This window comes from Terrabacter koreensis, from assembly GCF_054783315.1.
On record NZ_BAAGQU010000005.1, the window covers coordinates 728,421 to 752,648 of the forward strand.

Here is a 24,228-nt window from a genome sequence, read left to right on the forward strand (position 1 = left end):
AGAATGCACCCATGCGCCCCATGCTCGCGACGCCGACGTCGACCATTCCGGCCGGCGACCGCTGGCAGCACGAGGTCAAATGGGACGGGATGCGCGTGCTGGCCGACGTGCGCGACGGCGGGATGCGCCTCTTCTCGCGCACGGAGCGCGACGTCACGGTGGCGTTCCCGGAGCTGCGCGGCCTCGCCGACGAGTACGCCGACATGCTGCTCGACGGCGAGATCGTGTCGATGCGCGACGGCGTGCCGTCCTTCGCCGCGATGGCCGAGCGCTTCCACGTCACCGACGCCCGGCGGGCCGCGCTGCTCGCCGAGCAGGCACCGGTGACGCTCATGACGTTCGACCTGCTGCGCCTCTACGGGGTGGAGCTGCTCGGGCGGACCTGGACCGACCGCCGGTCCACGCTCGAACGACTCGAGCTCGCCGGGCCGCGCTGGCAGACGCCGCCGACCTTCTCCGACGGCGCGACCCTGCACGCCGCGACGAAGGAGCAGGGCCTCGAGGGCATCGTCTCGAAGCGGGTCGACTCCGTCTACGTCCCCGGGCTGCGGTCGCCCTACTGGCTCAAGGCCCCGCACCGCGGCACCGTCTCGGTCGTCATCGGCGGGTGGCGCCCCGAGTCCACCGGCACGGTCTCGCGCCGGCTCGGTGCGGTGCTCGTCGGAGTGCCCGGGCCCGGCGGGCTGCGCTACCTGGGACGCGTCGGATCCGGCCTCGCGGGCAAGACCGGGCAGGCCCTCATGCGCGACCTCGAGGCGCTCACCTCCGTCGAATCCCCTTTTGCCGCAGACGTTCCCGCGGAGGACTCGAGCGGTGCGACCTGGGTGCACCCCGTTCTCGTCGCCGACGTGCAGTCGCTGGGACTGAGCGGTCAGGGCAGGCTGCGCCAGCCGGCATACAAGGGCCTGCGCAGCGACCTCACCCCCGGTGACGTCGACGACCACGGGGACGGTGAGTGATGCCCTACGAGGCGCCGAAGGTGACCGTCGAGGTCGACGGGCGACGGATGAAGCTCTCGAGCCTGGAGAAGGTCATGTACCCCAGGACAGGCACCACCAAGGCACAGGTCATCGACTACTACGCGCGCATCGCGCCCGTCATCCTGCCGCACCTGCGCGACCGCGCCGTCACGCGAATCCGCTTCCCGCACGGCGTCGGTGACATGCAGTTCTTCGAGAAGAACATCCCGGCAGGCACGCCCGCGTGGATCCGACGCGCGGGTCGCGACCCCGTCTTCCCCTTCATCGACGACCTCGCGGGGCTCACCTTCTTCGCCAACCTCAACTCGCTCGAGCTGCACGTGCCGCAGTGGCGCTACGAAGGGGAAGGGCGGGACGCGGTGCAGCTCGACCCCGACCGGCTCGTCATCGACCTCGACCCCGGCCCGGGAACGGGCCTGCACGAGTGCGCTCGCGTCGCCCTCATCGTCCGTGAGCGCCTGGGCGGCATCGGGCTCGACACGGTCCCGGTCACCAGTGGCAGCAAGGGACTCCAGCTGTATGCCGTCCTGCCGGGCACTCACACGAGCGACCAGATCCGCGACACCGTGCAGCAGCTCGCGCAGGAGCTGACGAAGCAGCACCCCGACCTCATCGTCTGGAAGATGGCCAAGGACCTGCGACCCGGCAAGATCTTCCTCGACTGGAGCCAGAACGTCGCGGCGAAGACGACGGTGTGCCCCTACTCGTTGCGTGGTCGCGACCGGCCGACCGCGGCCGCGCCGAGGTCGTGGGACGAGATCGAGGCGGGCGCCTCGGGCGACGATGAGCTCGTCCAGCTGACGGCCGACGAGGTGCTCGAGCGCGTCGAGCGCGACGGAGACCTTGCCGCCGACATCACGGCGTGAGAGCCGGCGCGGCCGGTCGGGCCGTGCACGACGAGAGGGCCCGGCATCCGAGTGGATGCCGGGCCCTCTGGTTCGGGACCGCCGGTCAGTGCGCCTTGTCGTAGGCGGACTGGATCTCTGCCGAGATGCGGCCGCGGTCGGAGACGGCGTGGCCGTTGGCGCGCGCCCACTCGCGGACCGCGGTCAGGTCGGTGCGCTTCGCGGAACCGGCAGCACGGCGGCGCGAGGGGCCCTTGGCGGCTCCGGCGCGACGGGCGTGACCCGTCCAGTTCGCGAAGTCGTCACGCAGCTTCTTGGCATTCTTGTCGGACAGGTCGATCTCGTAGGTCACACCATCAAGGGCGAAGGTGACGGTCTCTTCGGCGTCTCCGCCGTCGATGTCGTCGATCAACACCACTTCGACACGCTGGGCCATGTTTCTCCATCTGAAGTTGTCGGTCTGGGAGGGGAAAGCCGCGAATTCAGGTTCCGCGGCAGGATCAATTTACAGGTAGACGCGCCGGAATGCATTTCGTCCGAAAACATTCTTTGCGCGACCGTGATTATCGATCTCCGCACGACCGGACTGTGGTGAATTGCCTCGGGGAACAGCTCCCGGTCAATACCTGCGTCTTTCAGCGGCGGTCGGCGGATTTGTCCGCAGGGGTGTCCACGCCCTCGGCCGCATTCGCGGCGCTGTCGTTCGCTGCTTCCCACCGGGCCTGCGCCAGCCGCTCGCGTCGGTCGCCCTCGAGGATGCTCTTGATGACGAAGTAGAAGAGCGTGCCCACCCCGATGGTCGGGACGATGGCCAGCACGTAGGGCAGAACCGATTCCATGCGCGCCATTTTCTCACGTCGCGCGGCAGGCCCTCCCGGGCGCTGTCGGGACCGGCCCGTACGGTCATGCCATGGCTACGAGGACGACGACCCGGCGTGCCCCCGGATTCCGCTGCGGTGAGTGCGGCTGGACCACCGTCAAGTGGGTCGGGCGGTGCGGCGAGTGCCAGGCGTGGGGCTCCGTCGCCGAGACCGGCGCGGCCACGGCGACGCGCACCACGGCGGCTCCCGTGGTCACCCCCGCGCAGCGCATCGCCGATGTCGACGTCACGCGCGCCGCTGCCCGCCCGACCGGGGTGGCCGAGTTCGACCGGGTCCTCGGCGGTGGCCTCGTGCCGGGGGGCGTCGTGCTCGTCGCCGGCGAGCCGGGCGTCGGCAAGTCCACGCTGCTGCTCGACGTCGCCGCGCGCACCGCCCGCTCCGGCGCCGACGTCCTCTACGTGAGCGGCGAGGAGTCGGCGGCGCAGGTGCGCACCCGGGCCGAGCGCATCTCGGCGATGGCCGACTCGCTCTACCTCGCCGCCGAGACCGACCTCGCCACGGTGCTCGGCCACATCGAGTCCCGGTCGCCCGCACTGCTCGTCGTCGACTCTGTCCAGACCATCGCCAGCGGCGACGTCGAGGGGCAGGCCGGCAACGTCTCGCAGGTGCGCGAGGTGGCCGGGAGTCTCATCCAGGCCGCGAAGGCCCGCGGGGTGGCGGTGCTGCTCGTCGGTCACGTCACCAAGGACGGCTCGATCGCCGGGCCGCGCGTGCTCGAGCACCTCGTCGACGTCGTCATCCAGTTCGAGGGCGACCGCCACTCTCGGCTGCGGCTCGTGCGCGCCGTGAAGAACCGCTTCGGTCCCACCGACGAGGTGGGCTGCTTCGACCTCTCCGACGTCGGCATCACCGGGCTGCCCGACCCCAGCGGCCTGTTCCTCTCCAGCCGCGACCACGCCGTCCCGGGCACGTGCGTGACCGTCACCCTCGAGGGGCGGCGCCCCCTCGTCGCGGAGGTGCAGGCGCTCGTGGCCCAGTCGACGCTGCCCTCCCCGCGGCGCACCTCGAGCGGTCTCGACTCGTCGCGCCTCGCGATGATCATCGCCGTCCTCGACAAGCGCGCCGGCGCGCCCGTCGGCTCCCGCGACATCTTCGCGGCCACCGTCGGCGGGGTGCGCATCACCGAGCCGGCGGCCGACCTCGCCATCGTCTGCGCGCTCGCGTCGTCGGTCGTCGACCAGCCACTCGCCACCGACGTCGTCGCCTTCGGCGAGGTCGGCCTCGCGGGCGAGGTGCGACGGGTCACCGGCCTCGACCGGCGGCTGGCCGAGGCCGCCCGCCTGGGCTTCCGCCACGCCCTCGTGCCGGTCGGCAGCCTCGCCGACTCGTCGGTGCCCGAGGGCATCCGGGCCGTCGAGGTGTCGGACGTCCCGCGGGCCATCGCGGCCATGGGCCGCCTCGCCGGAGGCCGGCCATCGACCGCGCCGGCCGTCGGCACCGTCTAGACTGCGACCGACCGGGGTGGACGCGCTCGGCGCCCCCATTGCGAACAGGGAAGTGATGGACCGGAACGACGAGCTGCTGCTGCGCGCGGCCCTCGCCGCGGTAGCCCCGGGAACGGAGCTGCGCGACAGTCTCGAACGCATCCTGCGTGGCCGCACCGGTGCACTCATCGTGCTCGGCTTCGACCGCATCGTCGAGTCTCTCTGCACGGGTGGGTTCGCCCTCGACGTCGAGTTCTCGGCCACCCGCCTGCGCGAGCTGTGCAAGATGGACGGCGCCGTCGTGCTCGACCGCGAGGGCACCCGCATCCTCCGCGCCGCGACCCAGCTCGTCCCCGACTCCCGCATCGAGACCACCGAGTCCGGCACCCGGCACCGCACGGCCGAGCGCGTGGCGAAGCAGACCGGTTTCCCGGTGATCTCGGTGAGCCAGTCGATGGGCGTCGTCGCGCTCTACGTCGGCGACCTGCGCCACGTCATCGAGGGCTCCCCGACCACGCTGTCGCGTGCCGACCAGGCGCTGCAGACCCTCGAGCGCTACAAGGCCCGCCTCGACGAGGTCACCGGCACCCTGTCGGCGCTCGAGATCGAGGACCTCGTCACGATCCGCGACGTCACCGCCGTCCTGCAGCGCCTCGAGATGGTGCGCCGCATCTCCGCCGAGATCCAGGACTACGTCGTCGAGCTCGGCACCGACGGCCGACTGCTCAGCCTCCAGCTCGAGGAGCTCGTCGGCGGGCTCGGCAACGACCGCGAGCTCGTCATCCGCGACTACCTCCCCGCCACGAAGTCCGGCCTCGACCTGCCCGAGGCCCTCGACAACCTCCAGACCCTGAATGCGGTCGAGCTGCTCGACCTCGCGGCCGGCGCCCGGGCGGTGGGCTTCTCGGTGGTCGGCGACAGCCTCGACGCTCCGGTGTCGCCGCAGGGCTACCGGCTGCTCACCAAGGTGCCGCGGCTGCCCACCGCCATCGTCGACCGGCTCGTCAACCACTTCGAATCGCTGCAGCGCCTGCTCGCGGCCGGCATCGAGGACCTCATGCTCGTCGAGGGCGTCGGCGAGGGCCGTGCCCGCGCCGTGCGCGAGGGCCTGTCGCGCCTCGCCGAGTCCAGCATTCTCGAACGCTACGTCTGACCGTCCCACCCTTTCCGCGTATGCCGTCCGGCCAGGTCCCGCTGTCCCCGCTCCCTCTGCTGCACGAGCGGGTCAACGGCTGGTATGCCGAGTCCGGTCGAACGCACCTGCCGTGGCGCGAGCCGGACTGCAGCCCGTGGGGCGTGTTCCTCTCCGAGGTGATGTCGCAGCAGACTCCACTGTCGAGGGTCGAGCCGGCGTGGCGAGAGTGGATGCGGCGGTGGCCGACCCCGTCCGACCTCGCCGCCGCACCTCCCGGTGAGGCAGTGCGGGCCTGGGGCCGGCTCGGCTACCCGCGGCGCGCGCTGCGGCTCCACGAGGCGGCGACCGTGATGGTCGCGCGCCACGGTGGCGAGGTGCCCGGCACGCCCGAGGAGCTGCTCGCGCTCCCGGGCGTCGGCGCCTACACCGCGGCCGCCGTGTCGTGCTTCGCGTTCGGCATCCCGGAGGTGGTCGTCGACACCAACGTGCGGCGCGTGCTGGCACGCGCCCTGGAGGGCAAGGCGTTCCCGAACCCGACCCTCAACCGCGCCGAGATGCGGCTCGCGGCCGAGTCGATGCCGTCCGACCTCGACACCGCGAACACGTGGAACGTCGCCGTCATGGAGCTGGGTGCGCTCGTCTGCGTCGCCCGCGGTCCTCGCTGCGACGAGTGTCCGGTCGCCGACCTGTGCGCGTGGAACGTGTCGGGCCGACCGGCGTACGACGGGCCACCCCGCCGCGGCCAGGCCTGGCACGGCACCGACCGCCAGGTCCGCGGCGAGCTGCTGCGCCGGTTGCGTGAGGCGCACGAGGCCGTGCCGCTCTCGGGGCTCGACGACTCCGCGGACGACCGCCTGCAGGTCATGCGCTGCCTCGACTCCCTCGTCGCCGACGGACTCGTCGAGCCCATGCCACGAAGCCGCTACCGCCTCCCCGCCTGATTCGGTCACCTGCCCGCCGAGTGCTCAGTTGCCCGATGCGTCAGAGGTTTCCGAGGATGGCCTTCACGTCGACGGCGATCACCACACGCTCGGGGTTGGGGCGCGGCTGGCGGTAGCGGGCGGCATACCGCTGCTCGGCATCCGTGACGGCGGCCGCGTCGTCGAGAACGCGAGCCGTCCCTTCGAGCGAGAGCCAGTACCTGCCGTCGACCTGGCAGAGCACCGCCGGGCCGCCCGCGAGGGCGTTGCGCGCCTTGCGGCTGCCGCGGCTCGTGATGACGCGGGCGGTCGCCGTGGCTGCGTCCCAGGTGAAGCCCACCGGGGTGACGTGCGGGCGGCCGTCGGGGCGCAGCGTCGTCAGGGTCGCGAGGTGCCGGACGGTGAGGAACTCGAGGGCCTCGGGGGAGAGGTCGTCTGGTCGGGTGGCCATGGCGCGAGTCTCTCAGGCGCGGCGGCGTCGGTCGCGGAGGGCGTTGCCCGCCGGCCGTCGCGTGAGTAGTGTCGCCCTTTGTGCCTGCCGCCCCCCGACTGTCGTGAGGACCTTCTGGATGCTCGTGCGGGCCGGCTTCCGGAGGCACTCGACCTACCGCCTGGCCCTGTTGGCAGGCATGACGACGAACTCCGTCTTCGGATTCATCCGGGCCTCGATCCTGCTCGCGGCGCTGACCTCCGCGAACGCCGCCATCGGTGGCTACGACAAGCCGACGACGATCGCCTTCGTGTGGTGGGGCCAGGCGCTGCTCGGCACGGTCAACCTCTGGGGCTTCTCCGAGGTCAAGGACCGGGTGCGGTCCGGAGACATCGCGGTCGACTTCCTGCGCCCCATCAACCCCCAGCTCGCCTATCTGGCAGGTGATCTCGGTCGTGCCGCCATCAACCTCCTCGGCCGTGGCCTGCCGGCGCTGCTGCTCGGCGCGCTGCTCTTCGACATGGCATGGCCGCCGTCGGCAGCGAGCTGGGTGGTGGGTGCCGTGTCGGTGGGGCTGGCTGTCGTCGTCGCCTTCTCGGGCAACTTCGTCATCAACCTGCTCGCGTTCTGGCTGGTCGAGATCCGCGGCATCACGCTGCTCTGGATGATCACGGGCGGTCTGCTGTGCGGGCTCTACCTCCCCGTGCCCTGGTTCCCCGACTGGCTGCGCACCATCGCGCAGTGGTCGCCGTTCCCGTCGATGCTGCAGAACCCGATCGACATCCTCGCCGGACGCGTGGTCGGCGCCGACATCGCGTCGGCCGTTGCGGTGCAGCTCTTCTGGGCGACCCTGCTCATCGTTCTCGGCCAGGCCGTGCTGCGCGCCGGCCGGCGTCGGCTGGAGGTGCAGGGTGGCTGACGCCAGGGGGTCGCTGTCGCAGCGGCTGCGCCCGTACCGGGTGCTGCTCGCCTCGCGCGCCCGCGCGCAGATGCAGTACCGCGCCTCGTTCGTCACCGACATCCTCGGCACGGTCGGGGTGGGGCTGGCCGAGTTCGCGGAGGTGTGGGTCATCTTCCACAACGTCGAGCTCCTCGGCGGTCTCGACTTCAAGGCGGCGCTGCTCGTCTTCGCCCTGTCGAACCTCGCCTTCTCGCTGGCCGACATGTTCGTCGGCCACCTCGACCAGCTGCCCGTCTACATCCGCGCCGGCCAGGTCGACGCCTTCTACGTGCGGCCGCTGCCACTGCTGGCGCAGCTCATGACGAGCGAGCTGTCGATGCGCCGGATCGGGCGCCTCTCGGTCGCCGTCGTCGCGCTCGTCGTGGCCCTGACGACGGGCGCCGTCGCCTGGTCGCCCGCCACGGTCGTGCTCATCGTGCTGACCGTCGTGAGCGGCACCGCGATCTTCGCGGCCCTGTTCACCGCTGCGGGCGGGCTGCAGTTCTTCCTCGTGGACGGCTCGGAGTTCACCAACTCGTTCACCTACGGCGGGCAGTATGCCGCCCAGCAGAGCCAGCAGGTCTTCCCCGGTCCGCTGCGCATCTTCTGGACGTTCGTCGTGCCGACGGCCTTCGTCGCCTACGTGCCGGCCGTCGCCATCCTCGACCTGCCCGGCGACAGCCTCGCGCCCCCGTGGCTCGCCTGGTGCACCCCCCTCGCGGCCCTGCTCGCCTGGGGCATCGCCGGCCTCTGCTGGAGACTCGGGACCCGCCACTACCAAGGAGCCGGTGGATGAGCATCATCGAGACCCGCGACCTCGTGCGCGACTTCAAGAAGACCCGCGCCGTCGACCGGATGACCTTCTCCGTCGAGCCGGGAGAGTCGGTCGGCTACATCGGTGCGAACGGCGCCGGCAAGTCGACGACGATCAAGATGCTGACCGGCATCCTCAAGCCGACCTCGGGGCACGTGCGCACGTGCGACCTGGACCCGATGCGTGAGCGCATCGGTGTCGCCCGTCGGGTCGGCGTCGTCTTCGGCCAGCGGTCTCAGCTCTGGTGGGACCTGCCCCTGCGCGACTCGTTCGCGATCCTCGCCGCCATCCACAGCCTCGGCGAGCAGGAGGCCCGGTCGCGCACCGACGTGCTCGTCGAGCAGCTCGAGATGGGTCCGCAGCTCGCGACCCCCGTGCGCTCCCTGTCGCTGGGGCAACGCATGCGCGCCGAGATCGCGGCCGCGCTGCTCCACTCGCCAGACCTGCTCATCCTCGACGAGCCGACGATCGGCCTGGACGTGCTGTCGAAGCAGCGCCTGCGTGAGTTCCTCGTCGCCGAGCGGCGCGAGCGCGGCACGACCCTGCTGCTGACGACGCACGACATGGGCGACATCGAGCGACTCTGCGACCGCGTGCTCGTCGTCGACCACGGCCGGCTCGCCTTCGACGGCAGCTTGACGGGGCTCGCCGCGACGGTCGGGGCCCAGCGCGTCCTCGTGATCGACCTCGCACAGCCCACGCCGGACCTCGACGACATCCCGCGCACCCGGCTGCTCGGCAGCGAGTCCGACGGGCTGCGGCAGCGGCTCGCGTTCGACTCCGAGGCGACCACCGCGGCAGCGGTGCTGGCGCAGGTCTCGGCGCGGCACGAGGTGCGCGACCTCACCATCGAGGAGCCCGACATCGAGGACGTCGTGCGGCGCATCTACGCCGCCTCGGGCCGAGCCTGACCCGCGCCTGACCCGAGCCCTACCCCTCAGCACCTTCAACCGTCGAGAGGCCAGAGGTGGCCGTCTCTGTGGCCGACGGTTCAGAGGGTGCGGAGCATGCGGGTGTTGCCGAGGGTGTTGGGCTTGACCCGCTCGAGGTCGAGGAACTCGGCCACGCCCTCGTCGTAGGACCGCAGCAGCTCGGCGTAGACGTCCATCGGCACGGCCTGACCCTCGATGACCTCGAACCCGTGCCGCACGAAGAAGTCCGTCTCGAAGGTGAGGCAGAAGAGCCGCTCGACCCCGATCTCGCGCGCGTCGTCCACGAGGGCCTCGAGCAGCCGACCGCCGAGGCCGGTGCCGAGCATCTCGGGCGCGACCGCGAGGGTGCGGACCTCGGCGAGGTCCTCCCACATGACGTGCAGGGCGCCGCAGCCGACGACGCGACCGTCGAGCTCGGCGACCCGGAACTCCTGGAGGCTCTCGAAGTACGTGACCGCCTCCTTGCTCACGAGCACCCGGCGTTCGGCGAGCGGGGCCACGAGAGCCCGTATGCCGCGTACGTCGGCGGTGCGCGCCCGCCGGATGACGGGCTGCGGGCCCGAACCCGCCTCGCGCGTCACGCTGCTCATGCCAGGTTCCCGTCACGGAACTGCGCGAACAGGCGACGGGCCTCGTTGCCGAGCACCACGATCGACTGCCCTCCGGCCGTGCCGAACGCCCCCTTGGCCACGCCCCTGCCGACCTTGAGCGGGCTCAGCTGGTGGAGCCCGGCCGTGAACGTGAGGATCTGCTCGGCGGTGAGGTTGCTCTTGCCGACCTTGCTGAAGCTCGTGAGCGCCGACGGGATCGCGATCGGACCGGCGAGCTTGGCCTTGACGGCGGACGCGAGGATCACCTCGCCCTGGTGACGAGATCGGCCGAAGTCCCCGTCGGGCAACGTCTTTCGCTCACGCGCGTACGCCAGAGCCTGCTTGCCGGTGAGAGTCTGGGGGCCGGCCTTGATGACCATGTTGCGGGCGTGCGAGGCGACGACGGTCTTCGGCACGACGATGGGGATGCCGCCCTGGTCGTCCACGATCTTCGTGAAGCCGGTGAAGCCGAGCACGACGTAGCCCTGGATCGGCAGGCCAGTCACGTTGCGCACGGTGCTCACCTGCGCCTTGGGGCCACCGAACACCATGGCGGAGTTGATCTTTCCCCGTCCGCCGGTCGACAGCGGGACGTAGAGGTCGCGGGCCATGCCCATCACGCCGCCGCCGCCCTTGCCGTCGACCCCGATGACCTGGAGCACGTCGGCCCGGGTGCGCTCGAGGGGCTGCCCCGGTCGGGCGTCGGACCCGATCGCCAGGACGAAGCGGGGGCCCGCGCCGAGGCTCGGCTTCGAGACGCCCAGTGAGGGCCACCAGCCGCCGACGACCTTCCACGTCGGACCGACGGCGAGCGTGACGTCGTCGCCCGAGGTCACCACTGCAACGGGGGTGCCCATCCACGAGCCGACCTTCGCGGTCGCGTCCAGCGAGCCGGTCGCGGCCCGCGCCTTGAGCGCGGCGGCCGCCGTGGGGGAGGCCGTTCGCGTGAGGTCGCCTCCGGCGTACAGGCTGCGCACCAGCGCGGCCAGTGGCGCCGGCGCTCCCTCGACCCGCGAGCCACCTGCCGTGGTCGAGATGGTGCCGGAGGTCGAGCCGTCGGGGGAGCCGGTGGCTGCCGACGATGCCGGCGCGCCGCCCGGTGCGGCCGGGTCGGACGAGCACGCGCCGAGAGCGAGCGCGGCGACCGCCGTGACGCCGGCCACGCGCAGGGCGAGCGGACGACGAGAGCGCGCCGGACGGCATACGGGGTCGGCGCGCCGGCGATCGGTGGGGTGGTGCTCAGAGGTCACCGCCCCACCGTAGACGACCGGTTCACGCGACGCGGGACGCCGTCCGGACCAGCGAGCGGGAGGCCAGCACCGAAGCGAGCACCACTGCCCCGGCGATCGCCGACGTCACGACGAACCGCACCACGAGGCCGCCGTCGAGCCTGCTCAGGAAGGGCAGCATCAGGACGAGGACGAAGCCGGCCGACAACGCGATCGTCATGGCCAGGGGCAGGGCGACCTCCAGTGCCCGCGCCCGGTGCAGCGACCGCTCTCCGGTGCCGGCGAGGGCCAGGGCGCGGTACTGCTCGCGCTGGTCGAGCACCCGGGCGGCCTGCACGACACCGGTCGACGTCGCACCGACGATCGTGATGATGACGAGCGTCACCAGGGCTCCGGTGCCGAGGTCCGCGGAGAGGTAGGCCTCCAGCGGCGTGCCGGGGTCGTCGACCTGGGCCAGGCTCGTGAAACCGACGACGACGACAGCCAGGCCGAGCGCGCCCACGGCCCGCCACGTGCTCTTCGGGTCGTCCGCGATGCGGCGGGCGGCGAGCAGCGTCGCCGCCGTCGGGGCGATGCGGGCGGCGACCCTGCCGGCCACCATGACGACCCACGGACCGACCGCGTTGACCGCCAGGATCACCGCGCCCAGCACGAGCACGATCGTGAGGCGCTCCGGCTCCTTCATCGGGGTGATGACGAGCACCCAGGCCGCACCGGCGGCCGCGGCCACGAGCACGCGCAGGATGCTGAGCCGCTTCGGGCTGGTGCGGGCCGCGACGCCGAGGGGGCTGATCGCGACCCTCGCGAGGCTCGACGCCCCCGAGACGATCGCGACCACGACGACGGCACCGACGACGGCCGCCGTCTGGCCGAGCGGCAGCACGAGCTCGCTCAGGTCGAACGTGCGGCCCTGGAACGTCAGCCGGGCCACGATCGGCAGGACGGCGAGGTAGAGCACGACCCCGGTCAGCGCGCCGACGAGTGCCTGGGCCGCCGCCTCGGCCAGCGTCATGACGGTCACCTGGGCCGAGGTCGCTCCGGCCAGCCGCAGAGCAGCCAGGCGCTGGTCACGCCGGGCGATGGCGAGGCGGGCCGCGACGCCACCCAGCGTGAGGATGGGGATGACCATGCAGGTGGTCGCGATCCACGCGAGGGTCACGTAGAGGTCGCCGATCATGGCCTCGTCGATGGACAGGCCGGTGCTGTGCCCCGGCGGCACCGTGTTGCGCGCCTCGAAGGCCGACAGCCCGGCCACGCAGACGAGCAGGGCCGCCGTCGCCACCGCGAACGAGACGACGGCGAGCACACCCGGCACCCGGTCGTCGGCCGCAGCGGCGCGACGCAGCCGCCACCAGAGCGAGACCGCGGCGTTCATCGGGCGGCCTGCGCGCTGTGCTCGACGACCCGTCCGTCGCGCACGCGCACCACGCCGTGGCACCACGCGGCGACGTTCTCGTCGTGCGTCACGACGACGAGCGAGGCGCCCGTGTGGGCGGTCAGCTCGGTCAGGTGGCGCATGACCTCGCCGCTCGTGGTCTGGTCGAGCGCACCCGTCGGCTCGTCGGCGAACACCACGCCGGGGCGCGCCACGAGCGCCCTGGCGATCGCGACTCGCTGCGCCTGCCCGCCCGACAGCTCGCCGGGACGCCGCTTCTCGAAGCCGGAGAGGCCGAGCGGTGCGAACAGGGTCGCTGCCCGGGCGGTGGCCTGCGAACGTGACGTGCCGTCGAGCATGAGGGGCAGGGCGACGTTCTCGATCGCGGGGAGCTCGGGCAGGAGCATGCCCTGCTGGAAGACGAAACCGAAGTCCTTGCGGCGCAGCACGGTCCGCTCGCGATCCGACATGCGCGCGATGTCGCGACCGCGCCACAGCACCTGGCCGCCGGTCGGGCGCAGGATGCCGGCCAGCACGTGCAGCAGCGTCGTCTTGCCCGAGCCGGACGGGCCCATCACGGCGAGACTCTGGCCCGCGCGGATGATGAGGTCCACCCCGCCGAGAGCGGGCGGGCCGGACTGCCCGCCCGAGCGGCCCTTGCCGTAGGTCATCACGAGGTCGCGGGCGACGAGGTCCCTGTCGGGGTGGCCCGATGCGTTGTCGAGGTCGTTGTGGCTCATGGGGACAACCCTCGCCGGGAGGCCTGCCTGCCCACATCGGACCGCGGTCGGCTCTGCCGGCCGAGCGTGTACGACTCCGGTATGACGGCCCACCCGGCGGCCCACGACCCCGGCGACGACGACCCCGGCGACGACGACCCGCGCGACGGCATACGGCCCCGGGACGACGACCGGCACGGCGAAGGGGCCGGGAACCGTGGTCCCCGACCCCTCCGGTCGGTCAGTGCGGTGCGGGCCGCCCCAGCGCTGGGTTCAGCGCTCGGTGCCGGTGCCGGTCATCCCCGAGTCCGGGTAGACCTGGTCGTCGGGCACCGTCGACGGGCCGGCGGTGACGTTGACACCGAGCGCCTCGTCGAGGGCAGCGCCCTCCGGCAGCTCCGGCAGGTCGTCTGCCGGTCGGTGCGCGTCGGGGTGGGCCATGTTGGAGAAGGTGAACTTCTCCTCCTTGCCCTCGCCCTCGGTGTCGACCTTGATGTACTGGCCCGAGGTGAACTCGGCGAAGAGGATCTTCTCCGACAGGGCGTCCTCGATCTCGCGCTGGATGGTGCGGCGCAGCGGGCGCGCACCGAGCACGGGGTCGTAGCCCTTCTTGGCGAGCAGGTCCTTGGCCGCGGGCGTGAGCTCGATGCCCATGTCCTTGTCCTTGAGCCGCTTGTCGAGCTTGGCGATCTCGAGGTCGACGATCTGCGTGATCTCCGCCTTGTTGAGGTGCGGGAACACGATGGTGTCGTCGACGCGGTTGAGGAACTCGGGCCGGAAGTGCTGCTTGAGCTCGTCGGTGACCTTGGCCTTCATCCGCTCGTAGTCCGTGCGGCTGTCGGGCCCGGACGAGAAGCCCATGTTGGCCTTGGAGATGTCCCTCGTGCCGAGGTTGGTCGTCATGATGATGACGGTGTTCTTGAAGTCGACCATCCGACCCTGCGAGTCGGTGAGGCGGCCGTCCTCGAGAACCTGCAGCAGCGAGTTGAAGATCTCCGGGTGGGCCTTCTCGACCTCGTCGAAGAGCACGACGGAGAACGGCTTGCGGCGCACCTTCTCGGTGAGCTGGCCGCCCTCCTCGTAGCCGACGTAGCCGGGAGGCGAACCGAAGAGCCGGCTCACCGTGTGCTTCTCGGAGTACTCGGACATGTCGAGCTGGATCAGCGCGTCCTCGCTGCCGAAGAGGAACTCGGCGAGCGTCTTGGCCAGCTCGGTCTTACCGACACCGGTGGGGCCGGCGAAGATGAACGAGCCACCGGGGCGGCGCGGGTCCTTCAGGCCGGCACGGGTGCGGCGGATCGCCTGCGACAGCGCCTTGACGGCGTCGTCCATGCCGACGATTCGCTTGTGCAGCTCGTCCTCCATGTGGAGCAGTCGACTGGACTCCTCCTCGGTCAGCTTGAACACCGGGATGCCGGTGCTGGCAGCCAGGACCTCGGCGATGAGCTCCTCGTCGACCTCGGCCACGACGTCCATGTCGCCCGACTTCCACTGGGCCTCACGGGCAGCCTTCTCCTGACGGAGGCGCTTCTCGTCGTCGCGGACGCGCGCCGCGCGCTCGAAGTCCTGGCCGTCGATGGCCGACTCCTTCTCACGCACCAGCGCGGCGATCTTCTCGTCGAACTCGCGCAGGTCCGGCGGAGCCGTCATCCGGCGGATGCGCAGTCGCGCGCCCGCCTCGTCGATGAGGTCGATCGCCTTGTCCGGCAGGAAGCGGTCGTTGACGTAGCGGTCGGCCATGTTGGCCGCCGCGACGAGCGCGCCGTCGGTGATCGTCACGCGGTGGTGTGCCTCGTAGCGGTCACGCAGGCCCTTGAGGATCTCGATGGCGTGCGGCAGCGTCGGCTCCTGCACCTGGATCGGCTGGAAGCGCCGCTCGAGGGCCGAGTCCTTCTCGATGTGCTTGCGGTACTCGTCGAGCGTCGTGGCGCCGATCGTCTGCAGCTCGCCGCGGGCCAGCATCGGCTTGAGGATGCTGGCGGCGTCGATGGCGCCCTCGGCCGCACCGGCACCGACGAGCGTGTGGATCTCGTCGATGAAGATGATGATGTCGCCGCGGGTGCGGATCTCCTTGAGGACCTTCTTCAGCCGCTCCTCGAAGTCACCGCGGTAGCGGCTGCCGGCCACGAGCGAGCCGAGGTCGAGGGTGTAGAGCTGCTTGTCCTTGAGCGTCTCGGGCACCTCGCCCTTGACGATGTCCTGGGCGAGACCCTCGACGACGGCGGTCTTGCCGACGCCGGGCTCGCCGATGAGGACCGGGTTGTTCTTCGTGCGGCGGGACAGCACCTGCATGACCCGTTCGATCTCCTTCTCACGCCCGATGACCGGGTCGAGCTTGCCCTCGCGGGCCGCCTGCGTGAGGTTGCGACCGAACTGGTCGAGCACGAGGGAGCCCGCGGGCGTTCCCTCGGCCTGGCCCTGGCCGACGCCGGCGCCGGCCTTCTCGCCGCTCTGGCCACCCTGGTAGCCGGAGAGCAGCTGGATGACCTGCTGGCGCACCTTGTTGAGCTCCGCGCCGAGCTTGACGAGGACCTGGGCAGCAACGCCCTCACCCTCGCGGATCAGACCGAGCAGGATGTGCTCGGTGCCGATGTAGCTGTGGCCGAGCTGGAGTGCCTCGCGCAGCGAGTACTCGAGAACCTTCTTCGCGCGGGGCGTGAAGGGGATGTGGCCGGTCGGGGCCTGCTGCCCCTGGCCGATGATCTCCTGGACCTGGGCCCGGACCGCTTCGAGCGAGATGTCGAGCGATTCGAGGGCCTTCGCGGCGACGCCTTCGCCTTCGTGGATCAGACCCAGGAGGATGTGCTCGGTCCCGATGTAGTTGTGGTTGAGCAGGCGAGCTTCCTCTTGCGCGAGGACAACCACCCTTCGGGCCCTGTCGGTGAACCGTTCGAACATGTTCTTCTCCTGACTGATCGAGAGACATCTCGATGCTATCCGTGCCCGCTGTCAGCGAGCACAACCCGACCAACGCGAGCCGGCCGCGTCCTGTTCCCATCCTGAGCGTGATCGGCTCAGGTTCCGCATCTGTTCGCCGTGGGCGGACAGATGTGGCCGCACCTACCTCTGTGGACGGCGCACCCCTACCCCGTTCGGGTCGCCGCCGTGCGGTGGGAGACGTAGTTCCCCGGCTCGGGGTCCGATGTCATGCCCAGACGATCCAGCACACCGGGCCGCCCGCGTTCCGGTCCTCCACAGCCCGACGGTTCGGGGGCCGTGGCACTGGAACCGGCAGGGCCGTCAGGGGGTGGGGGCGCTGCTCGCGAACTCGGCGTGGAGGGCCTTCACCTCGTCCTCGAGCTCGGGGGCCGGCCCGTCGACCACGGCACCGGGCACCACGTCGCGGATCGACAGAGCCGCCACGGGCGACGCGGGTGAGCCCCACGCCGACCGCCACTCGCCCAGCCGGGCCGAGCTGACGGCATACGCGATGCGCCCCAGCCCCACCCAGGCGTGCGCGGCCGAGCACATCGGGCAGTGCTCTCCCGACGTGTAGACGGTCGCCGCAGCCCGCTCGGCGGGCGTCAGGTGCGCGCCCGCCCACCGCGCGATGGCGAACTCGGGGTGCTGGGTCGCCTCGAGCGCGACGACGTGGTTGTGGTCCTCGAAGAGCACCTCTCCGGAGCCGGAGACGAGCACCGACCCGAACGGTTCGTCGCCGCGCTCGAGGGCCAGCCGGGCGAGCGCGACGGCCCGCCGCAGGTGCTCGAGGTCCGTGGCCGAGAGGCTCATGCGACCCTCCCCGTCACGAGCGCGAAGGTCACGAAGGCGCCGCCGTCCGCCTCGAGCATCCCCTGGACGGGCGAGGTCACTGTGCCCTTGAGCTCCATGACGGCACGCTCCCACAGGAGCCAGTTCGCGCACGCGTCCTCCTGCGTGCGCGCCGTGACGCGGGTGAACGCGCGGCTGAACTCCCACTGGCTCCGCAGCCAGTCGGCGGTGTGCCAGGCAGCGGTCTCGGCCCCGACGACGCGGTCGATGTGCTCGGGGATCTCGCCGAGCTCGCGCACCTCGGTGGTGAGGGCGGGGGTGGCGACGCCGAGCTGGCCGCCGGGCTTGAGGAACTTCGCGAGGTAGGGCGGGTAGTGGTCCCCGGTGCCGAAGTACTCCCACGCGTCGATGCTGACGATGGCGTCGAACGAGCCGCGACCGAACGGCAGCGCGTGCGCGTCGACGCGCATGGGGAGCACCCGGTCGTCCACGCCCTCCTTCCGGAACACGGCGCCGGCCTCGCTCGGGTCGACCCAGAGGTCGGCCGCGACGACCTGCACGCCGTACTCCCTCGCGAGGAAGACCGACGTCGCTCCGAGGCCCGAGCCGAGGTCGAGCACGCGCATGTCGGGCCGCAGGGCGAGGTCGGCCGCGAGGTCCTCGAGCAGCCACAGCGGGTGCGGCCCCATGTCGAGGTCGACGAGCCACTTCGCGTCGTACTTCGCCGACCTGGGGTAGGCGGCTCGGGTCAGGTGGTCGAGGGCGGGCATGGGTCGATCCTCCGTGACGAGAACGTATGCCGTCGAGCGAGTTCCACGGGTCGAGTTGCCTTGCGTCGCGGGCTGGTCGGGCTGCTAGCCGTCGTCCCGGACGCGAACGAGCACGTCGGGGGTCAGCCCGGCGACCGAGGTCTGGCCCGAGAGGGCGAGCTGCAGGTCGAGCTCCGCGCGCAGGTTGCGCAGCACCTGCGAGACACCGTCGGCGCCTGCGAGGGCGAGCCCGTAGACGTGTGGGCGACCCACTGCGACCGCAGTGGCTCCGAGTGCGAGGGCGATGAAAGCATCTGCACCGCAACGGATCCCGCTGTCGAAGATGACGGGCATCTGTGAGCCGGCACCGCGCACCGCGGTGACCACACGTGGCAGCGCGTCGAGCGCCGCGACCGACCGGTCGACCTGGCGCCCGCCGTGGTTGGAGACGTAGATGCCGTCGACGCCTGCGTCCACGGCCCGTAGCGCGTCGTCCGGGTGCAGGATCCCCTTGAGCACGATCGGCAGCGACGTCAGCGAACGCAGTCGCGGCAAGTCGTCCCACGTCAACGACGGTCGGCTGAAGACGTCGAGGAAGGTCTCGACGGCGGCACGGGGCTCGGGGGCGGTCAGGTTGTGCCGCGTGTCGCCGGGGTGGTTGCGCGACATCGAGAGCAGCGTCGCGACGGCAGCGGGCGTGGGCCGGGGGCGCGGCTGGGGCGTCGCCGCAGCGACCCGCCCCGCGACGAGCCGACGGAACACGGGGTCCGACGTGTACTGCGCGATGCCCTCGCCGCGCGCGAACGGAAGGTGCCCGAGGTCGAGGTCGCGGGGCCGCCAGCCGAGGTATGCCGTGTCGAGCGTGACGACGAGCGCCTCGCTGCCGCAGGCCTCGGCGCGCGACACGAGGCTCTCGACGAGCTCGTCGTCGCTGCTCCAGTAGAGCTGGTACCAGTGGCCGGAGCCGGCGAGCGTCCGCGCGATGTCCTCCATCGGCACCGATGCCTGCGTGCTGATGATCTGGGTGACGCCCTGCTCACGCGCCCCGCGGGCGACGGCGAGGTCGGCCTCGTCGTGGGCCATCGACAGCACCCCGATCGGTGCGACGAGAAGCGGGCTCTCGTGGCGCCGGCCGAAGAGCTCGACCCCGAGGTCGCGCTCCGTCGTGTCGACGAGCATCTGCGGCGCGACCCGCCAGTGGGCAAAGGCCTGCGCGTTGGCCGAGGCGCTCGCCTCGGACCCTGCAGACCCGGCCACGTAGGCAAAACCCCTGCGGGACATCACCTTTCGAGCGGCTTCCTCGAGTCGCGTGCCATCGGTCGGCACCTCCGGACGGTGGCCGAAGGCGCCCGCGCGGTAGATGGCGGACTGCACGGCCCGGCCGAACCCCTCAGGCGGCATACCTGCTCCTCACGTCGCGGTCCGGCGCCTCGTCACGTCCGGCCCGGCCCATCCTGCTACGGGCGGCGCCTGCGCGGGCGGGTCACCAGGTGACCGAGATGGTCTCGCGCCACCAGCGCTCCAGGTCGTCGACGGGGTCGGAGGCGCACCGGCTCCAGAGGCGCAGGTAGAGGTCGACGGGTCCGCCCCGCCACTCGTGGTCGCGCTCCGACACGTCCACCGCGTCGGGTCGCACCCGCCTCGTCTCGATCGGCCGGCCGGCTGCAAGGTCGACGAGCCACGCCACGTCGCAACCGTCGGGGGCCACGAGCAGGCGCGTCGGGTCGGTGGACCCGTCGGGAGAGGCACCCTTGCGACTGCGGGTGATGAACCCGACCAGCAGCTCGTCGATGCCGTCGACGGCGACCTCCGGCGAGATCCACGTCTCGTCGGCGCGCGCGGGCCGGCGCAGCCGGGCGCCGAGGGCGTCGACCGCGTGGATCGTCGTCTCGTGGCACTGCCGGCGGGTCCAGAACAGGCGGGCGGGAGGCGCGTGCTCGAGGAAGACCAGCGCCTCGAGGTCGTCGGGCGCGTCGACGATCGCCTGCAGCAGGTCGGTGGCGCCCTCGTCGAACCACCCGAGCACGTCGGCCGACGCGCGGCCCTCGGCCTCGAGCGGCTCCGGTGGGTCGATGGGGGCTCCCCGGAGCTGGCTCGCGGCCCAACGGTGCACCATGCCCTGGTGGGCGACGAGGTCGAGCACCGTCCAGTCCGGGCAGGTCGGCACCGGCGCGTCGAGGCCTGCAGCCATCGCGTTGGCCCGCAGCACCGTCGACGCCGAACCGAGCCCGTCGCCCAGGACGTCCAGGGTGAGCCCGAGCGGTCCCGGCGACTGCAGCGCGTCGTCGGTGAGCGAGACCATCACAGCCCCTGGACGTGTCGGGCCAGCAGGGCGAGGGCGCTCGAACCCTTCTCGTTGGCGACCTTGCCGTCGGGCGAGGAGTAGGTCAGCCGCAGCAGCACGTTGCCGACCTGCACCACCCCGATGTAGTCGTGCACCGTGCCGGCGGCGGACGTGCGGGTCAGGTCGACCCGGCCCAGCGGCATACCTTCGGCGACGTCACGTCGCTCGTTGGCGACCGCCGTCGTCACGCCGTTGGCCGCCTTGGGTGCCCGACACGACGCGGCGGCGGCCAGCACCGGCTCGACGGCCCTCGCGGCGGCGGCGAGGTCGGGGTACGTGATCGCGGCGACGTCGGCGCGGGTGCCCGTCGCTCCCGTCCACGAGCGGGCGTACGCGTCAGGCCCGCTCGTCCTCGTCAGCCGCGGCGTCCCGGGGCACGCCGCGACGTCGGCGGTGTCGCCGGAGGGCGCGCGGGTCAGCCCGGACACGTCGTAGCCCTCGAGGTATGCCGCCACGGCGTCGGCCGGGTGCACCCGGGGCGGGGTCAGGCTCGACGGGGGAGCGAGCGGGTCGTCCGTGGTGGCGGTCGCCGCCGGAGTCGTGGCGATGCCCCGCGTGGACGGGGTGACGACCGGCATCGTGGCCGCGGCATCGGAGCACGCGGCCGGCAGCGGCACGACGACGAGCGGCGTCACGGCGGCGAGGAGGGCTCGGGCGGTCGGTCGACGCATGGCAGCGAGTCTGCCCCATGGCGCCCCGACGGCCGGGGAGCGGGCGGGCACGGAGGGCGGGCGGGCACGTCGGCGGTAGATTTGCCGGGCGGGGCGGCCACCGCCGGCCCGCGCACCCCCGACCTGCGGGCCCGGCACCCCGGACCCGACCGCCCGTCACCACCCGAGCACCACCCGGAGGCCCCCGTGGACGCCAGCGACCTGCTGCGCAACTCGCTCCTGCAGCTGTCCAAGCAGGAGAAGATCCGAGACGTCATCGAGAAGGCGCCCGTGTCGCGCTCGGTCGTCAAGCGCTTCGTCCCGGGCGCGGAGCGCGCCGACGTCGTCGGCGCGGCCGCGGAGATCGCGGCCTCCGGCCGGCTGTCGACCATCGACTACCTCGGTGAGGACACCACCGACATCGCGCAGGCGCGCCACACCCGCGACGCCTACCTCTCGCTCCTCACGGCGCTGCGCGACCAGGGACTCACCGAGGGCGGCACGGTCGAGGTGTCGCTCAAGCTGAGCGCGCTCGGCCAGGCGCTGCCGGGCGACGGCAACGCCATCGCCCTCGACCACGCCCGCGAGATCTGCGACCTCGCGCAGCAGTCTGGCACCACGGTCACCCTCGACATGGAGGACCACACGACGACCGACCTCACGCTCGATGCCCTCCGTGACCTGCGTGCCGACTTCCCGACGGTGGGCGCCGTGCTGCAGGCCTACCTCTACCGCACCGAGGCGGACTGCCGTGACCTCGCGCACGCCGGCTCACGCGTCCGCCTGTGCAAGGGCGCCTACAAGGAACCCGAGTCGGTCGCCTTCCAGGCCGGCGCCGAGGTCGACAAGTCCTACGTGCGATGCCTCAAGATCCTCATGCAGGGCGAGGGCTACCCGATGGTCGCCTCGCACGACCCGCGCCTCATCGAGATCGCCGGGGCGCTGGCGGGCCAGGCCGGCCGCGACCCGAAGTCGTTCGAGTACCAGATGCTCTACGGCATCCGGCCCGAGGAGCAGAAGCGCATCGCCGACCGCGGTGACCAGATGCGTGTCTACATCCCGTACGGCCAGGAGTGGTACGGCTACCTCATGCGCCGCATGGCCGAGAAGCCGGCCAACGTCATGTTCTTCCTGCGCGGCGTCGCGACCAAGAGCTGAGTGGGGGCCACGATGACGACGACGGCCATCTTCGGCGCAGGGGTCATGGGCGAGACGCTCGTCTCCGGCCTCATCCGCTCGGGGCGCACGCCCGGCGACCTCGTCGTCACCGGGCGCACCCCCGACAAGGTCAACGCGCTCGCCGAGCGCCATGGCGTACGCGTCCTGCCGAACTCCGAGGCCGCCGACGTCGCCGACACCCTCGTGCTGTGCGTCAAGCCGCAGGACATGGCCGGGCTGCTCGACGAGATCCGCGACCACGTGGCTCCCGGGAACGTCGTCGTGTCGCTCGCGGCCGGCATCACGACCGAGTACCTGGAGTCGCGCCTGCCCGAGGGCACCTCGGTCGTGCGCGTCATGCCGAACACCCCGGCGCTCGTCGACGAGGGGATGGCGGGCATCGCGCCGGGAAGCCACTGCACCGACGACCACCTCGCCGAGGCCGAGGCGCTGCTCAGCTCGTGCGGTCGCGTCGTGCGACTGGCCGAGAAGCACCTCGACGCGGTCACCGCGATCTCCGGCTCCGGCCCGGCGTACATCTTCTACGTCGTCGAGGCGATGATCGAGGCCGGTGTCGTGCTCGGCCTGCCGCGCGCGACGTCGACCGAGCTCGTGGTCCAGACCCTCTACGGCGCGGCGACGATGCTGCGCGAGACCCACGAGCACCCGACGGTGCTCCGTGAGCAGGTGAGCTCGCCGGGTGGCACGACCGTCGCCGCCCTGCGCCAGCTCGACGACCACAAGGTGCGTGCCGCCTTCGTCACGGCCATGGAGGCCGCGGCGGCTCGCTCCAAGCAGCTGGCGTCTGGGCAGGCCTGAGCGGCCGGCAGCACGCCGACCCCTCGGCTATAGGTGTACTTGAGCGGTCGCCAAGGCTGACTTGGCACGGCGTACTCGATGGTGCCCCGGACGCCCGACCACGGGCCGAACGCGTGCGTGGATGTCCAGTAGCGGTACGACCGCGCGACGACCGTGACCTTCGTGCCGCGGCGCGTGGCCGAGGTGTAGGCGACCGAGCCCAGCCGGACATCCGACGTCGTCGTGTTGAGCGAGGCTGTCGTCAGGGGTGCCCGCGCGCTCAGCGGGCGCCAGGTCCACACCCCGAGGTGGTCGGTGTCGGACACCTCGGGGGGTCCACGACCGAGCCGATCGCAGGTGACGTCAGGGGCGCGTGCGGGCACAGTGGAGACGTGAGCGCACCCGACGACGACGTCCCCGCCCCTGCGCCGACCGCAGCCCGTGCTGCCGGCGGGTCGGACGCGGCAGCGGCCCCCGGTCCCCGGATGCACCTGCACGCGGTCACGCCCGACGACTGGGAGTCCCATCGCGACGTGCGGCTCGCGATGCTCGATGACGCCCCCGACGCCTTCTGGTTCACCTACGCCGACGAAGCCGTCTACGACGAGGCCGACTGGCGAGAGCGGATCGAGGGAGCCTGGCTGGTGCAGGCGCGCGACGCCGACGGCGTCATCGGGAGTGCGGGGCTCGGATCCCACTGGGAGCCCGAACGGGCAACGACGGCAACGCTCTTCGGCATGTACGTGGCGCCGCGGGCACGCGGGAGGGGTGTGGGTGAGGCCTTGGTCCACGCGGTGCTCGACGAGGCGAGGCGGCTGGGCAAGTCGGAGGTCGTCCTCGAGGTGACCAGCTCCAACACGGCAGCCGAGGCCCTCTACACCCGCTGCGGGTTCGAGCGGACGGGAGCCGTCCACGACCACCCTCGGCGCCCCGACCTGAGCGAGATCGAGATGACGCACCGGCTTTGAGCGGCACTGGCGGGCAGTGCGGTTCGTCGCCGGGTGCCGCGGTCGCCGAACGTTCACCGACCTGCTGGTGCGCTCGCGTGCTGGGTCGTGCGATGGTGGACCACATGACCGACATCACCGTGCGTCCCCTCGGCGAGGACGACTGGGAGGACTACCGCTCCGTCCGTCTCTCCGCCCTCCGAGAGTCGCCCGAGGCGTTCGTGGCCACCGCCGACGAGGAGGAGGCCTACGACGAGGCCTTCTGGCGTGAACGCATGCAGCGGTCGGCACGCCTCGTCGCCGAGAGCGACGGCAACGCCGTGGGCGTCGTCAGCGTCGGCACCGCCAAGGCGACGGACGGGGCGGCCGGGGAGCTCTTCGGCCTGTGGGTGCGCCCCGAGGCCCGCGGCCTCGGCGTCGCCACCCGCCTCGTCAAGCACGGGGCGGCGCTCGCCGCCAAGCGCGGCAACTCGCACCTCGTCTACTGGGTCGGCACCGACAACGGGCGCGCCGTCGCCTTCGCGAGCGGCATGGGCTTCCGGCCCACCGACTACCGCCGGCCGATGGGCGTCGTCAGCGAGGAGGACGGCGACGAGGAGGTCGCCATGGTGCTGCCCCTCGGCGACGACCCCGGCCCCCACCCCCGCCTCTGACAGC

The 24,228-nt window shown here is 71.9% G+C and carries 25 protein-coding genes; 12 read left to right on the top strand and 13 right to left on the bottom strand.

Translation table 11 applies throughout. The annotated features are described in order from the left end of the window. Positions 1–11: 11 nt before the first annotated feature. Both ligD (ACYVNR_RS15650) and ligD (ACYVNR_RS15655) read left to right on the top strand, forming a co-directional pair. Positions 12–959, top strand: a complete 948-nt coding sequence (gene ligD, locus ACYVNR_RS15650; RefSeq protein WP_461049186.1) for a non-homologous end-joining DNA ligase — start codon at positions 12–14, stop codon at positions 957–959. Next, positions 959–1,846: a non-homologous end-joining DNA ligase gene (gene ligD, locus ACYVNR_RS15655; protein ID WP_461049188.1), complete on the top strand. Its 888-nt coding sequence runs from the start codon at positions 959–961 to the stop codon at positions 1,844–1,846. The genes ligD (ACYVNR_RS15650) and ligD (ACYVNR_RS15655) overlap by 1 nt, the downstream gene beginning before the upstream one ends. An 85-nt stretch (positions 1,847–1,931) precedes the next feature. On the opposite strand, the gene ACYVNR_RS15660 is transcribed toward ligD (ACYVNR_RS15655), so the two are convergent. After that, positions 1,932–2,261 (bottom strand): histone-like nucleoid-structuring protein Lsr2, encoded by a 330-nt coding sequence (locus ACYVNR_RS15660; RefSeq protein ID WP_045187121.1) that lies wholly within the window; start codon positions 2,259–2,261, stop codon positions 1,932–1,934. 199 nt (positions 2,262–2,460) lie between these two features. Next, positions 2,461–2,664 carry a hypothetical protein gene (locus ACYVNR_RS15665; RefSeq protein WP_045187351.1) on the bottom strand — a complete coding sequence of 68 codons (204 nt, stop codon included), beginning with the start codon at positions 2,662–2,664 and terminating at the stop codon, positions 2,461–2,463. Positions 2,665–2,735: 71 nt separating this feature from the next. On the opposite strand from ACYVNR_RS15665, the gene radA reads away from it, so the two are divergent. The 3 genes from radA to ACYVNR_RS15680 are packed head-to-tail and all read left to right on the top strand — an operon-like array spanning position 2,736 to position 6,206. Continuing rightward, the gene (radA, locus tag ACYVNR_RS15670) at positions 2,736–4,151 is read left to right on the top strand and encodes a DNA repair protein RadA (protein WP_458801700.1); all 1,416 of its coding nucleotides are present in this window, start codon (positions 2,736–2,738) and stop codon (positions 4,149–4,151) included. A gap of 55 nt (positions 4,152–4,206) precedes the next feature. Further along, a complete protein-coding gene (disA, locus tag ACYVNR_RS15675) occupies positions 4,207–5,283 on the top strand; it encodes a DNA integrity scanning diadenylate cyclase DisA (RefSeq protein ID WP_045187116.1) in 1,077 nt (358 codons plus the stop codon). Positions 5,284–5,303: 20 nt separating this feature from the next. Beyond that, positions 5,304–6,206 (top strand): HhH-GPD family protein, encoded by a 903-nt coding sequence (locus tag ACYVNR_RS15680; protein WP_461049192.1) that lies wholly within the window; start codon positions 5,304–5,306, stop codon positions 6,204–6,206. 40 nt (positions 6,207–6,246) lie between these two features. On the opposite strand, the gene ACYVNR_RS15685 is transcribed toward ACYVNR_RS15680, so the two are convergent. Continuing rightward, positions 6,247–6,636: a PPOX class F420-dependent oxidoreductase gene (locus tag ACYVNR_RS15685; RefSeq protein WP_458801695.1), complete on the bottom strand. Its 390-nt coding sequence runs from the start codon at positions 6,634–6,636 to the stop codon at positions 6,247–6,249. Positions 6,637–6,739: 103 nt separating this feature from the next. Between ACYVNR_RS15685 and ACYVNR_RS15690 the strand changes: the two genes are divergently transcribed. Genes ACYVNR_RS15690 through ACYVNR_RS15700 form a run of 3 tightly spaced genes read left to right on the top strand, consistent with a single transcriptional unit; the run spans position 6,740 to position 9,280 of the window. After that, positions 6,740–7,534, top strand: a complete 795-nt coding sequence (locus ACYVNR_RS15690; protein WP_461049194.1) for an ABC transporter permease — start codon at positions 6,740–6,742, stop codon at positions 7,532–7,534. Then, positions 7,527–8,351, top strand: coding sequence for an ABC transporter permease (locus ACYVNR_RS15695; protein ID WP_461049196.1), 825 nt, complete (start codon positions 7,527–7,529; stop codon positions 8,349–8,351). The genes ACYVNR_RS15690 and ACYVNR_RS15695 overlap by 8 nt, the downstream gene beginning before the upstream one ends. After that, positions 8,348–9,280: an ABC transporter ATP-binding protein gene (locus ACYVNR_RS15700; RefSeq protein ID WP_461049198.1), complete on the top strand. Its 933-nt coding sequence runs from the start codon at positions 8,348–8,350 to the stop codon at positions 9,278–9,280. Before ACYVNR_RS15695 ends, ACYVNR_RS15700 begins: the two co-directional genes overlap by 4 nt. An 80-nt stretch (positions 9,281–9,360) precedes the next feature. Here ACYVNR_RS15700 and ACYVNR_RS15705 read toward each other — a convergent pair whose 3' ends face one another. The 10 genes from ACYVNR_RS15705 to ACYVNR_RS15750 form a co-directional block, all read right to left on the bottom strand. Further along, positions 9,361–9,891, bottom strand: a complete 531-nt coding sequence (locus ACYVNR_RS15705) for an amino-acid N-acetyltransferase (protein WP_461049200.1) — start codon at positions 9,889–9,891, stop codon at positions 9,361–9,363. After that, on the bottom strand, positions 9,888–11,141 hold the full coding sequence (locus tag ACYVNR_RS15710) for an LCP family protein (protein ID WP_461049202.1): 1,254 nt from the start codon (positions 11,139–11,141) through the stop codon (positions 9,888–9,890). Before ACYVNR_RS15710 ends, ACYVNR_RS15705 begins: the two co-directional genes overlap by 4 nt. Before the next feature lie 22 nt (positions 11,142–11,163). Continuing rightward, positions 11,164–12,495, bottom strand: a complete 1,332-nt coding sequence (locus ACYVNR_RS15715; protein ID WP_461049204.1) for an FtsX-like permease family protein — start codon at positions 12,493–12,495, stop codon at positions 11,164–11,166. Continuing rightward, positions 12,492–13,235, bottom strand: a complete 744-nt coding sequence (locus tag ACYVNR_RS15720; RefSeq protein ID WP_461049206.1) for an ABC transporter ATP-binding protein — start codon at positions 13,233–13,235, stop codon at positions 12,492–12,494. Before ACYVNR_RS15720 ends, ACYVNR_RS15715 begins: the two co-directional genes overlap by 4 nt. A gap of 252 nt (positions 13,236–13,487) precedes the next feature. Beyond that, on the bottom strand, positions 13,488–16,112 hold the full coding sequence (locus tag ACYVNR_RS15725; protein ID WP_045187092.1) for an ATP-dependent Clp protease ATP-binding subunit: 2,625 nt from the start codon (positions 16,110–16,112) through the stop codon (positions 13,488–13,490). A 342-nt stretch (positions 16,113–16,454) separates the two neighbouring features. Further along, complete coding sequence (locus ACYVNR_RS15730) at positions 16,455–16,946, bottom strand: nucleoside deaminase (RefSeq protein WP_045187089.1); 492 nt, start codon at positions 16,944–16,946, stop codon at positions 16,455–16,457. Beyond that, positions 16,943–17,695 (bottom strand): SAM-dependent methyltransferase, encoded by a 753-nt coding sequence (locus ACYVNR_RS15735; RefSeq protein WP_461049209.1) that lies wholly within the window; start codon positions 17,693–17,695, stop codon positions 16,943–16,945. The genes ACYVNR_RS15730 and ACYVNR_RS15735 overlap by 4 nt, the downstream gene beginning before the upstream one ends. An 84-nt stretch (positions 17,696–17,779) precedes the next feature. Beyond that, a complete protein-coding gene (locus ACYVNR_RS15740) occupies positions 17,780–19,075 on the bottom strand; it encodes an alpha-hydroxy-acid oxidizing protein (protein ID WP_461049211.1) in 1,296 nt (431 codons plus the stop codon). A gap of 82 nt (positions 19,076–19,157) precedes the next feature. Then, positions 19,158–19,976, bottom strand: a complete 819-nt coding sequence (locus ACYVNR_RS15745; RefSeq protein WP_461049213.1) for a maleylpyruvate isomerase family mycothiol-dependent enzyme — start codon at positions 19,974–19,976, stop codon at positions 19,158–19,160. Next, positions 19,976–20,689, bottom strand: a complete 714-nt coding sequence (locus ACYVNR_RS15750) for a hypothetical protein (protein WP_461049215.1) — start codon at positions 20,687–20,689, stop codon at positions 19,976–19,978. The genes ACYVNR_RS15745 and ACYVNR_RS15750 overlap by 1 nt, the downstream gene beginning before the upstream one ends. A 186-nt stretch (positions 20,690–20,875) precedes the next feature. Between ACYVNR_RS15750 and ACYVNR_RS15755 the strand changes: the two genes are divergently transcribed. The 4 genes from ACYVNR_RS15755 to ACYVNR_RS15770 all read left to right on the top strand — a co-directional run bounded on the left by ACYVNR_RS15755 (position 20,876) and on the right by ACYVNR_RS15770 (position 24,224). After that, complete coding sequence (locus ACYVNR_RS15755) at positions 20,876–21,826, top strand: proline dehydrogenase family protein (RefSeq protein ID WP_461049217.1); 951 nt, start codon at positions 20,876–20,878, stop codon at positions 21,824–21,826. A gap of 12 nt (positions 21,827–21,838) precedes the next feature. Further along, on the top strand, positions 21,839–22,645 hold the full coding sequence (gene proC / locus ACYVNR_RS15760) for a pyrroline-5-carboxylate reductase (RefSeq protein ID WP_045187083.1): 807 nt from the start codon (positions 21,839–21,841) through the stop codon (positions 22,643–22,645). A gap of 371 nt (positions 22,646–23,016) precedes the next feature. After that, positions 23,017–23,592: a GNAT family N-acetyltransferase gene (locus ACYVNR_RS15765; protein ID WP_461049219.1), complete on the top strand. Its 576-nt coding sequence runs from the start codon at positions 23,017–23,019 to the stop codon at positions 23,590–23,592. A 104-nt stretch (positions 23,593–23,696) separates the two neighbouring features. After that, positions 23,697–24,224 (top strand): GNAT family N-acetyltransferase, encoded by a 528-nt coding sequence (locus ACYVNR_RS15770; RefSeq protein WP_045187346.1) that lies wholly within the window; start codon positions 23,697–23,699, stop codon positions 24,222–24,224. The last annotated feature ends 4 nt before the right edge of the window (positions 24,225–24,228 follow it).